This is a genomic window from Pseudomonas sp. SbOxS1 (assembly GCF_013416725.1).
GTDB lineage: Bacteria > Pseudomonadota > Gammaproteobacteria > Pseudomonadales > Pseudomonadaceae > Aquipseudomonas.
Genome location: NZ_JAAVXC010000008.1, coordinates 351174 through 364183 on the forward strand (window position 1 = coordinate 351174; position 13010 = coordinate 364183).

9 protein-coding genes are annotated in these 13010 nt (G+C 58.2%); 5 read left to right on the plus strand and 4 right to left on the minus strand.

Annotated features, from left to right (window positions below; translation table 11 throughout):
* Window positions 1-385: 385 nt before the first annotated feature.
* The 5 genes from putP to HFK74_RS13720 all read left to right on the plus strand — a co-directional run bounded on the left by putP (window position 386) and on the right by HFK74_RS13720 (window position 5585).
* Complete coding sequence (gene putP / locus HFK74_RS13700; protein WP_180203963.1) at window positions 386-1870, plus strand: sodium/proline symporter PutP; 1485 nt, start codon at window positions 386-388, stop codon at window positions 1868-1870.
* A 289-nt stretch (window positions 1871-2159) separates the two neighbouring features.
* Complete coding sequence (locus HFK74_RS13705; RefSeq protein ID WP_180203964.1) at window positions 2160-3572, plus strand: PAAR domain-containing protein; 1413 nt, start codon at window positions 2160-2162, stop codon at window positions 3570-3572.
* Window positions 3569-3955, plus strand: a complete 387-nt coding sequence (locus HFK74_RS13710) for a hypothetical protein (RefSeq protein WP_180203965.1) — start codon at window positions 3569-3571, stop codon at window positions 3953-3955. The genes HFK74_RS13705 and HFK74_RS13710 overlap by 4 nt, the downstream gene beginning before the upstream one ends.
* Window positions 3956-4159: 204 nt before the next feature.
* Window positions 4160-4621, plus strand: coding sequence for a hypothetical protein (locus HFK74_RS13715; protein WP_180203966.1), 462 nt, complete (start codon window positions 4160-4162; stop codon window positions 4619-4621).
* A gap of 127 nt (window positions 4622-4748) precedes the next feature.
* The gene (locus tag HFK74_RS13720; RefSeq protein WP_008058214.1) at window positions 4749-5585 is read left to right on the plus strand and encodes a 23S rRNA (adenine(2030)-N(6))-methyltransferase RlmJ; all 837 of its coding nucleotides are present in this window, start codon (window positions 4749-4751) and stop codon (window positions 5583-5585) included.
* A 123-nt stretch (window positions 5586-5708) separates the two neighbouring features.
* Here the strand turns inward: HFK74_RS13720 and msrA are convergent, their stop codons facing one another.
* From msrA to aceF, 4 genes are all read right to left on the minus strand, one after another.
* Window positions 5709-6356, minus strand: a complete 648-nt coding sequence (gene msrA, locus HFK74_RS13725) for a peptide-methionine (S)-S-oxide reductase MsrA (RefSeq protein ID WP_180203967.1) — start codon at window positions 6354-6356, stop codon at window positions 5709-5711.
* 165 nt (window positions 6357-6521) lie between these two features.
* On the minus strand, window positions 6522-9218 hold the full coding sequence (locus HFK74_RS13730) for a bifunctional diguanylate cyclase/phosphodiesterase (protein ID WP_180203968.1): 2697 nt from the start codon (window positions 9216-9218) through the stop codon (window positions 6522-6524).
* 169 nt (window positions 9219-9387) lie between these two features.
* The gene (locus HFK74_RS13735) at window positions 9388-10794 is read right to left on the minus strand and encodes an alkaline phosphatase D family protein (protein ID WP_180203969.1); all 1407 of its coding nucleotides are present in this window, start codon (window positions 10792-10794) and stop codon (window positions 9388-9390) included.
* A 257-nt stretch (window positions 10795-11051) separates the two neighbouring features.
* Window positions 11052-13007 carry a dihydrolipoyllysine-residue acetyltransferase gene (aceF, locus tag HFK74_RS13740; RefSeq protein WP_180203970.1) on the minus strand — a complete coding sequence of 652 codons (1956 nt, stop codon included), beginning with the start codon at window positions 13005-13007 and terminating at the stop codon, window positions 11052-11054.
* Window positions 13008-13010: the final 3 nt, after the last annotated feature.

A 13010-nucleotide genomic window follows, 5' to 3' on the forward strand; every position in this document is an offset into this window, starting at 1 on the left:
AGAGGTGCAACCGGGTGCAACCCTTTTTTTCCTGGATTAATTGGCAGTTCGTCAGGAAGTAAATTCCGCTACGTTGCTCGATGCATCGCCTTGGTGCTTTTTTGATGGGTTGGGGTTCGTTTTTGCTCCGAAAAGGAGCAAAAAAACAAATTTGCACCTAGGTGCAACTTATTCTCAAGAAATGGGTTGCACCTTATTTGCTTTGTTGAATAGCATTCGCGCCCCAAGGTGCAACCAGTCATAAGGCTGGTGTGCCGGCTGATGGCTTTCCTGGGGAAACATCAGTCATAAATGCGCGGGATCCCGGATCGTCCGTCAAACGTTAGCGTTTGCGTGCGGTTCACCAGCCGCAGCTACATAAAAACAAAGCCAGGGCATCACTTAAATGAGCGTAAGCAATCCAACCCTGATCACGTTCGTGATCTACATTGCAGCAATGGTGCTGATCGGCTTCATGGCCTATCGCTCCACCAACAACCTTTCCGACTACATCCTGGGCGGCCGTAGCCTGGGCAGCGTCGTGACCGCGTTGTCCGCCGGTGCTTCCGACATGAGCGGCTGGTTGTTGATGGGCCTGCCGGGCGCCATCTACATGTCCGGCCTGTCCGAAAGCTGGATCGCCATTGGCCTGATCGTCGGTGCCTACCTGAACTGGCTGTTCGTCGCTGGCCGCCTGCGCGTGCAGACCGAGCACAACGGCGATGCACTGACCCTGCCGGACTACTTCTCCAGCCGCTTCGAAGACAAAAGTGGCCTGCTGCGGATTATCTCCGCCGTCGTGATCCTGGTGTTCTTCACTATCTACTGCGCTTCGGGCATCGTGGCCGGCGCCCGTCTGTTCGAAAGCACCTTCGGCATGTCCTACGAGACTGCGCTGTGGGCCGGTGCTGCGGCGACGATTGCCTACACATTCGTCGGCGGTTTCCTGGCGGTCAGCTGGACTGACACCGTGCAAGCGACCCTGATGATCTTCGCCCTGTTGCTGACGCCGATCATCGTGCTGCTGGCCACCGGTGGCGTAGACACCACGTTCCTGGCCATCGAAGCGCAAGACCCTGCGAACTTCGACATGCTGAAAAACACCACCTTCATCGGCATCATTTCGCTGATGGGCTGGGGCCTGGGCTACTTCGGCCAACCGCACATCCTGGCGCGTTTCATGGCGGCGGATTCGGTGAAGTCGATCGCCAACGCCCGTCGCATCTCCATGACCTGGATGATCCTGTGCCTGGGCGGCACCGTGGCTGTCGGTTTCTTCGGTATCGCCTACTTCTCGGCCAACCCGGCCGTGGCCATGCCGGTCAGCGAAAACCACGAGCGTGTGTTCATCGAGCTGGCGAAGATCCTGTTCAATCCGTGGATTGCCGGTGTACTGCTGTCGGCCATCCTGGCTGCCGTCATGAGCACCCTGAGCTGCCAGCTGCTGGTGTGCTCGAGCGCCCTGACCGAAGACTTCTACAAGACCTTCCTGCGTAAATCCGCTTCCCAGGTTGAACTGGTCTGGGTCGGCCGCGCCATGGTGCTGCTGGTTGCCCTGATCGCCATCGCCATGGCGGCCAACCCGGAAAACCGCGTACTGGGCCTGGTGAGCTACGCCTGGGCTGGTTTCGGTGCCGCGTTCGGTCCGGTGGTGCTGATCTCCGTGATCTGGAAAGACATGACCCGCAACGGCGCACTGGCCGGTATCCTGGTTGGCGCGATCACCGTGATCGTCTGGAAACACTTCGAACTGCTGGGCCTGTACGAAATCATCCCTGGATTCATCTTCGCCAGCCTGGCGATCTACATCGTCAGCAAGCTGGGCACGCCGACTGCCGGCATGCTGCAGCGCTTTGCTGCTGCCGAGGCAGATTTCCGTTTGAACAAGTAAAAATTGATGGGGTGAGTTTTTCCCATCGCTGATAAAAGAACGGCTCGCAACCTTAAGGTGCGGGCCGTTTTTTTTTGGCAAATCAGAGCCGAAAACAGGTATTGCTCCCCCAATATCCGTGGTCCTTTTCAGTACTGGTCGTAAGACATTTCCTGATTTTCTCGGCCATCTTGAGTTTCCTCTCTGTCCACGTACTTTGCGTTAAGCCACTCATCCCGAGTCGGCTTATCGATCGTTAACAATGGCGCGCTTTCCATGACTGGGGCGCTTTTCGAGAGGGAGATCAGCAATGGCACAAGGACATTTCATTCGCCTGGGTGACAAGACCACTTGCGGTGGCCAGGTTTTGGAAGCCGACACACGGGTCATGATGTTCGGTATCGCCCATGCCCGTGAAGGCGATCGCGTTTCCTGCGGCAAAAACGACGAAACCTACACCATCGTGGGAGGCGTCTCCTACATCAACAGTCATGGCAGGATCGTGGCGGGCTCGCTGGACAGCTTCAGCACCTGCCCGTGCAGAGCCAGGTTGATCCCGTCGGTGTTTACCGCCACTTATGAGTCGCGCAGCAGCGCCGCGCCCCAGCCCACAAGGGCCGCATCCCAGCCCGCCACACCTCTCGCCAGCAATCCGGCAGCGCCACGCTCAGCCGGTTTCGCGTCTGCGTCGAGCACTCCCAAACCAGTGTCCTTAGGCAGTGCAGCAGCCCAGGAACCAGGCTTCTACATCGTGCCCAAGAGCACCACCCGCGAACAGCTCGAAGCCTCCTTGTTCACCCTGCGTGACCCGGCGGTGATGGGTAAATTCAAGCTGCTCAATCCTAACCTGCGCGATATCAAAGCCGGTTCGATGATCGTGCTGAGCGACCCCAACAACTACCAGTGCACTCGTGAAGAAGCCCTGCTCATGGATGTGGCGGCCAGGACTAACCAAATCATTGAAACGCTCAGTCCGGAAGAAGCGGATTTCATGGTGCAGCACCGTGATGCCATCCAGACTTTTTTGGGCCATGGCTCGACCGCAATCGGAGTTGGCGCGAGTGTTCTCAAAAACAATCTGGATAACGTCAGCGACACCCTGAAAAAAATCGAAGCGCTGCATCAGCATTCATTCCTGCGCGATGGTCACCTGAGCTCACCGACGTTTCTGGCAGAGCGCCAAAACCTGCTCGCGACACTCGATATTCACCTGACAAGCCTGACGCGCAAAGGTATCGGCTTCCCCGACCACCCCAATTTGAATCGTGCAATGTTCCTTTCTCCTCCCACTCTGGTTCATCGCTGGACAGCAGCTGGCGGCGTAGGGCAGATGCCGGGATACGCCACTCATCTGGAGGGTGTGGCCAGGGCTTCCAAATACCTTAAGTACGGCGGCTGGGTCGGGACGGCCGTTGGTGGTGGGGCATCTGCCCTCAAGGTTCAGGATGTGTGTTCCGCGGGAAATACCGAAGCTTGCGAGCGAGTCAAGTTCACTGAGGCGGGGAGCTTTGCTGGAGGTCTTGCCGGTGGCTGGGCCTCCGGTATTGTGTTGACTGCCCCTATAGTTGGAGGGCTCTGCGTGGGCCTTGGTGGCCTTAGCAGAGGTGTATCTGTATTGGCTTGTGGAATTTTGGTGGCTGGAGGAGCGTCCTTTTCTGCAGGTCAAGTGGGTGAAAAGGTCGGTGAAAATATTGCTGAGAAAATTTATGAGTCAGTGAAGTGACTTTGAGCACTGCTGATAAATTATTTCTTGCAGTCGGACTGATTGACTTCGGAGGGCTCATTGCGTGCATTGGATTTACACTGTACTTGGCGTATACAAAAATGAAGGTCTTGCTGGGTTATTTTCACAATAGCCCTGCCGTTATAACTCTTGCTCATCTAAGCTGCGGTGGGCCTTGGGGGAAACTAATGGTGGTAGGGGGGATCTCCGGGTTTGTGACATTCCCCGATTTCTACATAAAACGTGGTCGTATCAGTGCCGATGATATAAAAAAACTACCTTTATCTCTTAGGTATAAGCTGATTGTGTTGCAGTGGACTTCGATCGTTCTTCTATTAATTATGTTTTGCCTTGCCGCGATGATTGAAATGGAGATTTTCTAGTCGGCCTCTGCGGTTTCCAGCGACTGCAGAGGGCGCTGCATTCCAGTGGGGGCTTGTGGTGGATTGGGAATTAATTCAAAAAACCCCTGATCTTCCTCCCATGCACCGTGCCAGCACTTACGAGTCAGCGCGACACCCTGAAGTACTGCGATGACGCGCAAGGTCTGTGCAACCCCTCTATATGAATAGATGGATCGTGAATAAATGAAGCCTAGAGTAAAACAGTGCAAAAAATGTGGAGAGTTGGATGAAGATGGGTCGTCGCGAATAGAAGGAGGGCGTTATCTTTCATGCAGGCTTAAAATATACGATGCAGGAAATTTCAATATTTTGAAGGAGGCGCCACTACGATTGAAACTACTGCTTGGTGGCACTTCTTTGCTTTTTTTAGCACTTTCAATTTATGCGATCTCACATCAGCATCTTGTGTTGCCCGGCGGCGCTCGGACTCGGGATTGGCGGGTAGAATTTTCAGGGCTTGGAGCTCTGGTGCCAGCGTTTTCTTTGATATTATTTTCAGTTAGTTTTCTATCTTTAATTATTTCCAATTATCTTCGTGATCCCAATGAAGAAGTACTTAAAAAAATAATAAAAAATTGCTTTTACGCCGGTTGGGTTTTGTATTTTATTTCGATATTCTTTTTTGGAAAAGAATATCGCAGATAACGGCTTGCGACTTACAAATACCTCGAAAGCCTTACAGTAGGAAGCGGGGCGGGTTCGCCACTCAGCCGCGAGCTCCTGACTTGCCGCCCAGTAAAAGGTAAACTTGCCGGCCTTCGCAGGAGCAACCATGAATTATCGCCACGCCTTCCATGCCGGCAATCACGCCGATGTGTTCAAACACCTGACCTTGACCCGCCTCATCGCCCTGATGTCGCGCAAGGAGCAGCCGTTTGCCTATCTCGATACGCACGCCGGCATTGGCCTGTACGACCTTCAGGGCGATCAGGCCAGCCGGACCGGTGAGTATCTGGAAGGCATTGCGCGGTTGTGGGATCAGCCGGATCTGCCGATCCTGACCGCTGATTACATGCAGGTGCTGCACGAGATGAACCCGGATGGCCAGTTGCGCTATTACCCGGGGTCGCCGGAGTTGGCGCGGCGTCTGACTCGCCCGCAGGACCGCGTATTGCTCAACGAGAAGCACCCGGAAGACGGCTTGCTGCTCAAGGACAACATGGCCGGTGATCGTCGGGTCAAGGTGCATCTTGGCGAAGGCTGGCATGTGCCGCGGGCGTTGCTGCCGGTACCGGAGAAGCGTGCGGTGATGTTGATTGATCCGCCATTCGAGAAGCTGGACGAGATGCAGCGCTGCGCGGCGTCCTTGAAAGAGGCGGTTGGGCGGATGCGCCAGACCGTGGCGGCGATCTGGTACCCGGTTAAGGATCAGCGTGCGTTGCGTCGTTTCTATCAGGATCTGGCCGGTACCGGTGCGCCGAAGTTGTTGCGGGTCGAGTTGCTGGTGCATCCGCTGGATACGCCGAACAGCCTGAACGGCTCCGGTCTGGCCATTGCCAATCCGCCGTGGGGGCTGGAGGAAGAGTTGCGTGAGTTGCTGCCGTGGTTGTCCGAGAAGCTTGGGCAGACCCAGGGTGGGTGGCGGATGGATTGGTTGATTGCCGAATGAGGCGATGATCGTTCCCACGCTCTGCGTGGGAATGCCTCATGTGACGCGCTGCGTCACGCTTTTGGGACGCGGAGCGTCCCGGGCTGCATCCCCACGCAGAGCGTGGGAACGATCGGGCAGTGGTCAGATAGGGCAGGTCACGCCGGTACCGCCGATCCCGCAGTAGCCTTCCGGATTTTTCGCCAGGTACTGCTGGTGGTACGCCTCGGCGAAGAAGAACGTCGGCGCTTCGTCGATTTCGGTGGTGATGATGCCCTTGCCGGCCTTGGTCAGTTCGACCTGGAACACCTGCGCGCTTTTTTTCGCGGCTTCCAGTTGGGACGGGTTGGTGGCGTAGATCACCGAGCGGTACTGGGTGCCCAGGTCATTGCCCTGGCGCATGCCCTGGGTCGGGTTGTGCAGTTCCCAGAACATCTTCAGCAGCGCTTCGTAGCTGACCTTTGCCGGCTCGTAGACCACCAGCACGACTTCGCTGTGGCCGGTCAGGCCAGAGCAGACTTCTTCGTAAGTCGGGTTCGGCGTGAAGCCGCCAGCGTAACCCACGGCGGTGCTGACCACGCCTTCGCGCTGCCAGAACCTGCGTTCCGCGCCCCAGAAGCAGCCGAGGCCGAAGATCGCGAAATCCACGTCCATCGAGAATGGGCCCAGCAGCGGGGCGTCGTGGACGAAGTGTTTTTCTGGCACGGTCATTGGGGTTTCGCGGCCAGGCAAAGCTTGTTCTTTAGTAGGGAGCACGTTTTTGTTCACCAGAATTTCCGAGCGCAGAACCATCGTCAGTCCTCTCAGTCAGGTAGGGATGTAAATAAACAGACTGCCAGTGTGCCCAATACCCGTCATATAAGCACTATCCAGGTGGGAGCGAGCCTGCTCGCGAAAGCGTTGGCTCAGTAGAAATCAGTGCTGAATGTAAGGCCCTCTTCGCGAGCAAGCTCGCTCCTACAAAGCGATCGGGCCGCGCGGGTAGCGTTTGAGCTTGTCGATCAGATCGAGGCCCGGGATCGGTTGGTCGAACAGGTAGCCCTGGCCAACGTCGCAACGGTGGCGGCGCAGGAAGGCCAGTTGCTCGGCCGTCTCGATGCCTTCAGCCACGACCTTGAGTTTCAGGTTGTGGGCCATGGCGATCACCGCGGAGGTGATTTCCATGTCGTCCTGGTTATCCGGGATTTCGTGAATGAAGCTTCGATCAATCTTGATGATGTCGATGGGGAATTTTTTCAAGTAGCTGAGCGACGAGTAACCGGTGCCGAAGTCGTCCATCGCCAGGGTCAGGCCCAGGCGCTTGAGTTGGTCGAGCTGTAGATGAGTGTCTTCGGTGGCTTCCAGCAGCAGGCCTTCGGTCAGTTCCAGCTCCAGCAGGCGCGCGGGCAACGCTTCCTCCTTGAGGATGTTGGCGATGGACGCCACCAGGTCCGGGTCGGAGAACTGCTTGGGTGACAGGTTGATCGCCACCTGCAGGTTGCCCAGGCCGGCGGCGGTCAGTGCTTTGCTCATGCGGCAGGCCTGGCGCGCGATCCATTTGCCGATCGGAATGATCAGTCCGGTTTCTTCCGCGACACTGATGAACTGGTCCGGGCGGATCATGCCTTTTTCCGGGTGATTCCAGCGCAGCAGCGCTTCCATCCCCAGCAAACGCCCGCTGCGCAGGCAGAGCTTGGGTTGGTAGAACACGTCCAGTTCGTTCTGGGTCAGGGCGCGGCGCAGGTTGTTCTCGACGAACAGCTTGTAGCTGGCCTCGGCGTTCAGGGCTTCGGTGAAGACCTGCACCTGATGTTTGCCATTGGCCTTGGCCTTGTGCAGGGCCAGCCCGGCGTTACGCATCAGGGTCTGCGGGTCGCGCCCATGCAAGGGGGCGCAGGCCAGGCCGACCGAGCCGGTCACGCTGATCAGTTGGTTGTCGACGAACATCGGTTTGTCGAGGGTCGTGAGCAACTGGTTGGCAACCTGCTGCCCGAGTTCAAGGCCTGTGTTGTCCAGCAACACCGCGAACTCGTTGCTGGCAAACCGCGCCAGGCTGCCACCCGGGTTGAGGCTGTTGCGCAGGCGCCGGGCCAGGCTGATCAGCAGCTTGTCGCCGGTCTGGTGGCCGAGGCTGTCGTTGATCCGCTTGAAGTTGTCGATGTCCACCAGCAACAGGCTGATCGGCGCGTCGCTGTCGCGGGCGAAGCGTTCATCGAGGTTGCGGATGAAGGCTGGGCGGTTGCCGAGGTTGGTCAGGTTGTCGGTGTAGGCCAGGCGCTCGATGCGTTGCTGGGCGAGCTTGGTCTGCGTGATGTCTTCGTAGATGCCGATGTAATGGGTCAACTCGCGGTTGTCGCCATAGACCTTGGATATCGACAGTTGGCCCCAGTAGGGTTCGAGGTTTTTGCGACGGCTCTTGAACTCGCCCTGCCAACTGTTGCTCTTGGCCAGTGCGGAGGGGGCGTCGAAAAGCAGTTCACTGAGGTTCTCCAGCGCCGGCAGTTGCGCCAGGCTCTGGCCGTGGACTTCTTCGGTGGTGTACTGGGTGATCGCCGTGAAGCTGGGGTTGACGTACTCCACGATGCCATCGCAATTGACCAGCAAAAAGGCGTTGGCGCTTTGCTCGACCGCCCGCTGGAACAGATGCAGGGCGCTGGTGGCGGTGCGTCGATTGTGATTGCTGATGACCTGGGCGAACTGATCCGCCAGCTCGCCGGCGAAGGCGATCTCGTCCTGCTGCCAGGCGCGGGTCGCCCCGGTTTGTTCCAGGCACAACACGCCGACCACCTGGCCGTCGACGCGAATGCTGGCATCTAGCATTGCGTTAACATCACGCGGGCGCAGGCTTTCGGCCATTTCCCGGGTGCGCGGGTCGCGCATGGCGTTGTGGGCATCGATGGCGCGGCCGGTATGCAGGGCATCGAGATAATCGGGAAACACGCTGGCGTCGATCGGTGCCGGCAGCAGGTGTTCCTGGGTTGAGCGGTGGTAGGCCGAGATGGGCACCAGCGTCGAGCCTTCCAGGTGCCACAGGCTGGCGCAGTCGATCTGGTAAATCTCGCAGGCGCTGCGCGTGATCAGTTCGGCGGCTTCTTGCAGGGAGTTGTTGCTGCTGTAGCGCTGGCGAGTCAGCAGCAGGATCAGGTCCTGCTGGGCACGCACCCGGTCCAGATGCTGCAGTTGTTCCTGCTGGGCACGCTGATTGAGCTCCAGGGCGATTTGCAGGCGCGAGTTCTGGGTTTCGAGATCCAGCGCCGGCAGCAGCGGGTCATCCTCGAACAGGCCGTCGACGACCAACAGGTAGCCGCGCAACAGGTGTCGATTGTGCTGTTTATAGGCTTCGCCCAGTTCCAGCAGGCTCAGTGAGCCGGAGGCTGTGTGCAGGGTGTAGCGGATCAGATAATGGGTGCTCTCGCTCAACTGCGCCTGAATCGCATCATGCAGCTCATAGCGTGCTTGCGGTTCCATCAGGCTGGCGTAGGGTGAGCCAACCAGGGCGCACAGTTCCACGGCCGGCAGGCCGAACTGGCGCTCGCAATTGGGATCGAGAAACAGCAGTGCCCAGCTTGGTTCGTTCAGCCGTTCGAAACGCAGCATGCCGAGCCGCGAGGGCACAGGCAACTGCGTCACTACCTCGGCCACCATACGGCTGGCGGCATCGGGTTGGCTTTTCATGGGGGGGAACTCGCTTCGAATATGCTGATCGCGCCGGGCTCTCGCCCTCTTTACTGTTGCCTGCGGCAAGGTTGCATCATTGCGACACTGACTGACAAGAGACATGAAGGCCAAGTGCTATAAGAATATGTCGGCAGCAGTGAAGATTTCTCCAGTTAAATGCAAAAAGTCATGCTATTTGCTCACGCAATTTTATATTGATCGATTGCAGCAGGTTGCCCTCCCGATCGTGATAACGCACCTGGACCTGTTCGGAATCGACAATCAGGTGTGCGAAGTTGTCCTGGCTGATCACCTCGCTCGTCAGTTCGTGTCGATAATCGCCAGCAGCCGTGCGGGCCAAGGGCTGATCGAGGATGAAGGTGGAGGCCTTGGCGTAGGGCAGCAGTCGGCTGTTGCACAGCGGCGACGAGACGATCGTGTGGATTTCGAAGTCCGGGTCTGCGCTGTGGGTCAAGCGACTGGTCAGGGAGCCGTGGACATCACCGGATATGAAGAAGACATTCCTGACGCCGTGGGTACGAATGGTTTCCAGCAGCCGTAGTCGTTGTTCGGGAAAGCCCTGCCAGGCGTCATCGCCCTGGCGTTTGCTGTCGGGGTAGAACATGACGCTGGTGACCACGAATTTAACCCGGGCCGAACTGTTGATCAGCCATGCACTCACGGCCTGCTCCTGCTCGATATCGAGGATGCGCCGGTCTTTGGCGGCAAGATTGCGTCGGGTCCGGCTATCGGTAACGAACCACTCGATATCGCCGTCGGTGAACAGGTACCAGTACTTGTCCAGCTTCCTGTCGATTTGTCCATCGACGCAGAGTTCGTGTGCCGGGCCATGGCTGGCCTGGTACACCTCATAGGCATTTATTGCATTGGCATACAGAAAATCGTCGGACTTGTTTTTGTTGGCCGGCCAATTGTCTTCGATCTCATGATCATCGAGGATCATGTAGGTTGGCAGGGTCGACATTAACTTTGCAATGTTTGGCTGGGAAAAGGCCACGCGATACTTGAGAAGAATATCCTTGAGTTCGCGGTCCGGGGCGATGAGGTTCAGATCATCGACGTAGATCTGGTCCCCAGTCATCAGCATGGCGCTGACAGGTGGGTCGGCCTGCTCGGCCAGTGTTGTTATTGTCGCGAACATCCTGTCACCCAGATGCGGTTCGGCGGCAATGCCTGCTGTGAGCCGTAGATAGCGGCAAGAGCCCACGACATAGGCTCTAGGCTCCCCGGTTTTGTTCGAGCGGGTACGCAGGCTATGGATCTTCCCTGGCCATTTCAAGGGCAGTTCCCGCATTGCCTCGGCAGAGCGCACAGGCTGCGTCGCGCTGAACCAGCCTGCTTGATATTCATGCACGGTGTCAGCCGCCAAGTCGTTGAGAACCAGGACGGCGGACATGTCGCGGGCTTTCTCGAGCTCAGCGAAAATTCCGTTTGACCAGTGTTCATCTCCAAGTCGCCGATAGCGAATACCGGCGAATGCATGGGTATCTTTACTTGGTTCTCCACGCAAAAAAATACGTGCATGGTTAGTTGTGGTGTGGCCAATAATTGGCCCGACAGTTGGTTTGAACATATTCGAATCCATTCGGTGTTTAATCAATCGGCTTTAAATGGCCTTACAGGCAGGCTAGTTATTTGGCCTTGAAAAATACCGGGCGGAAATGGACTCGACTTGTGGGGGATATCAGCCACAAATGTAGGAAATTATCTGTCGAGGTTAAAACGGCGGGCAAAAAAAGCCCCGCCAAATTGGCGGGGTTGAGGTACGAGCGTGGCGCTCGGAAAACGTGAAACGCGACAGGCCCTCCCGCGAAGGAGGGCCGGCCGGTGTTACAGCAGGATGGTGCGGATGTCCGCCAGCAGATCGCTCAAACGCTTGGTGAAGCGTGCAGCAGCAGCGCCGTTGATCACACGGTGATCGTAGGACAGCGACAGTGGCAGCATCAGTTTCGGCTGGAAGGCTTTGCCGTCCCAGACTGGCTGGATGGTTGCCTTGGAAACACCGAGGATCGCCACTTCCGGCGCGTTGACGATCGGCGTGAAGCCGGTGCCGCCAATGTGGCCGAGGCTGGAAATGGTGAAGCAGGCGCCTTGCATCTCGTCCGACGAGAGCTTCTTGGTCCGGGCTTTTTCAGCCAGGGAAGCGGCCTCGGCGGCCAGTTGCAGCAGGCTCTTCTGGTCGACGTTCTTGATGACCGGTACCAGCAGGCCATCCGGAGTGTCGACAGCGAAGCCGATGTTCACGTATTTCTTGCGGATGATCGCTTTGCCGCTTGGCGCCAGCGAGCTGTTGAAGTCCGGCAGTTCCTTGAGCAGGTGTGCGCAGGACTTGAGCAGCAACGGCAGGATGGTCAGCTTGACGCCGGCCTTCTCTGCAACAGCTTTCTGCGCGTTACGGAACGCTTCCAGCTCGGTGATATCCGCCGAGTCGAATTGCGTCACGTGCGGCACGTTCAACCAGCTGCGATGCAGGTTGGCGGCGCCGACCTGCATCAGGCGAGTCATCGGCACTTCTTCGATTTCACCGAAGCGGCTGAAGTCTACGACCGGAATCGGCGGGATGCCCGCGCCACCGGTTGCGCCAGCAGCAGCGGCCGGTGCTTCCTTGGCCTTCTGCATCATGGCCTTGACGTAAACCTGCACGTCTTCCTTCAGGATGCGACCGTGCGGACCGCTGGCGCCGACCGCGCTCAGCTCGACACCGAATTCACGAGCCAGTTGGCGTACTGCCGGGCCTGCGTGAACCTTGGCGCCAGGCTTGGCTGGAGCAGCAACCGGTGCGGCAGCAGCAGGTGCGGCGGCAGCAGGAGCAGCGGCGGCTGGCGCCGGAGCGCTCGCAGCGGCGGCAGCCGGTGCCGGGGCAGCAGCAGGTGCCGCGCCTTTGACTTTCAGCTTGAGGATCAGGTCGCCAGTACCGACTTCGTCGTCCAGCTTGATGGAAACGCTTTCCACCACGCCAGCGGCAGGCGATGGGATTTCCATGCTCGCCTTGTCGGATTCCAGGGTAATCAGCGACTGGTCGGCTTCAACGCTGTCGCCGGCCTTGACCAGCACTTCGATGATCTTGGCCTTGCCCGCCGAACCGATGTCCGGAACGTGGATGTCCTGAACGCTGTCGGCAACTGGAGCCGCTGGAGCAGCTGCCGGAGCAGGCGCAGCAGCGGGTGCAGGCGCTGCTGCCTGGGCCGGAGCGGCGGCAGGTGCAGCGGCACCTGCTACTTCCAGGTCCAGGATCAGGTCGCCAGTACCGACTTCGTCGTTGAGCTTGACGCTGATGGCCTTGACCACGCCAGCGGCAGGCGAAGGGATTTCCATGCTCGCCTTGTCGGATTCCAGGGTGATCAGCGACTGATCAGCCTCGACGGTGTCGCCGACCTTGACCTGGATCTCGATGATCTGGGCCTTGCCCGACGAGCCGATGTCCGGCACGTGCACTTGCTGAACCGAAGCGGCAGCAGGCGCAGCAGCAGGAGCGGCGGCGGCAGGAGCCGCAGCCGGTTTGGCTTCAGCCTTGGCGGCTGGCGCAGCAGCCGCAGGAGCCGCGGCAGCGGCACCTTCGACTTCCAGCTCCAGCAGTTCGTCGCCTTCTTTCAGGCGATCGCCCAGCTTCACTTTCAGGCTCTTGATGATACCGGCCTTCGGCGCAGGCACTTCCATGCTCGCCTTGTCCGATTCCAGCGTCAGGATGCTCTGGTCGGCTTCGATACGGTCGCCGACCTTCACAAACAGTTCAATTACTTCACCTTCACCGCTGCCGATGTCAGGTACGCGAATGAGTTCGCTCACAGA

What these genes read in the sequence shown, in the direction of transcription:
- putP (WP_180203963.1), top strand. Translation starts at nt 386, where the DNA reads ATGAGCGTAAGCAATCCAACCCTGATCACGTTCGTGATCTACATTGCA.
- HFK74_RS13705 (WP_180203964.1), top strand. Translation starts at nt 2,160, where the DNA reads ATGGCACAAGGACATTTCATTCGCCTGGGTGACAAGACCACTTGCGGT.
- HFK74_RS13715 (WP_180203966.1), top strand. Translation starts at nt 4,160, where the DNA reads ATGAAGCCTAGAGTAAAACAGTGCAAAAAATGTGGAGAGTTGGATGAA.
- HFK74_RS13720 (WP_008058214.1), top strand. Translation starts at nt 4,749, where the DNA reads ATGAATTATCGCCACGCCTTCCATGCCGGCAATCACGCCGATGTGTTC.
- msrA (WP_180203967.1), bottom strand. Translation starts at nt 6,356, where the DNA reads ATGGTTCTGCGCTCGGAAATTCTGGTGAACAAAAACGTGCTCCCTACT.
- HFK74_RS13730 (WP_180203968.1), bottom strand. Translation starts at nt 9,218, where the DNA reads ATGAAAAGCCAACCCGATGCCGCCAGCCGTATGGTGGCCGAGGTAGTG.
- HFK74_RS13735 (WP_180203969.1), bottom strand. Translation starts at nt 10,794, where the DNA reads ATGTTCAAACCAACTGTCGGGCCAATTATTGGCCACACCACAACTAAC.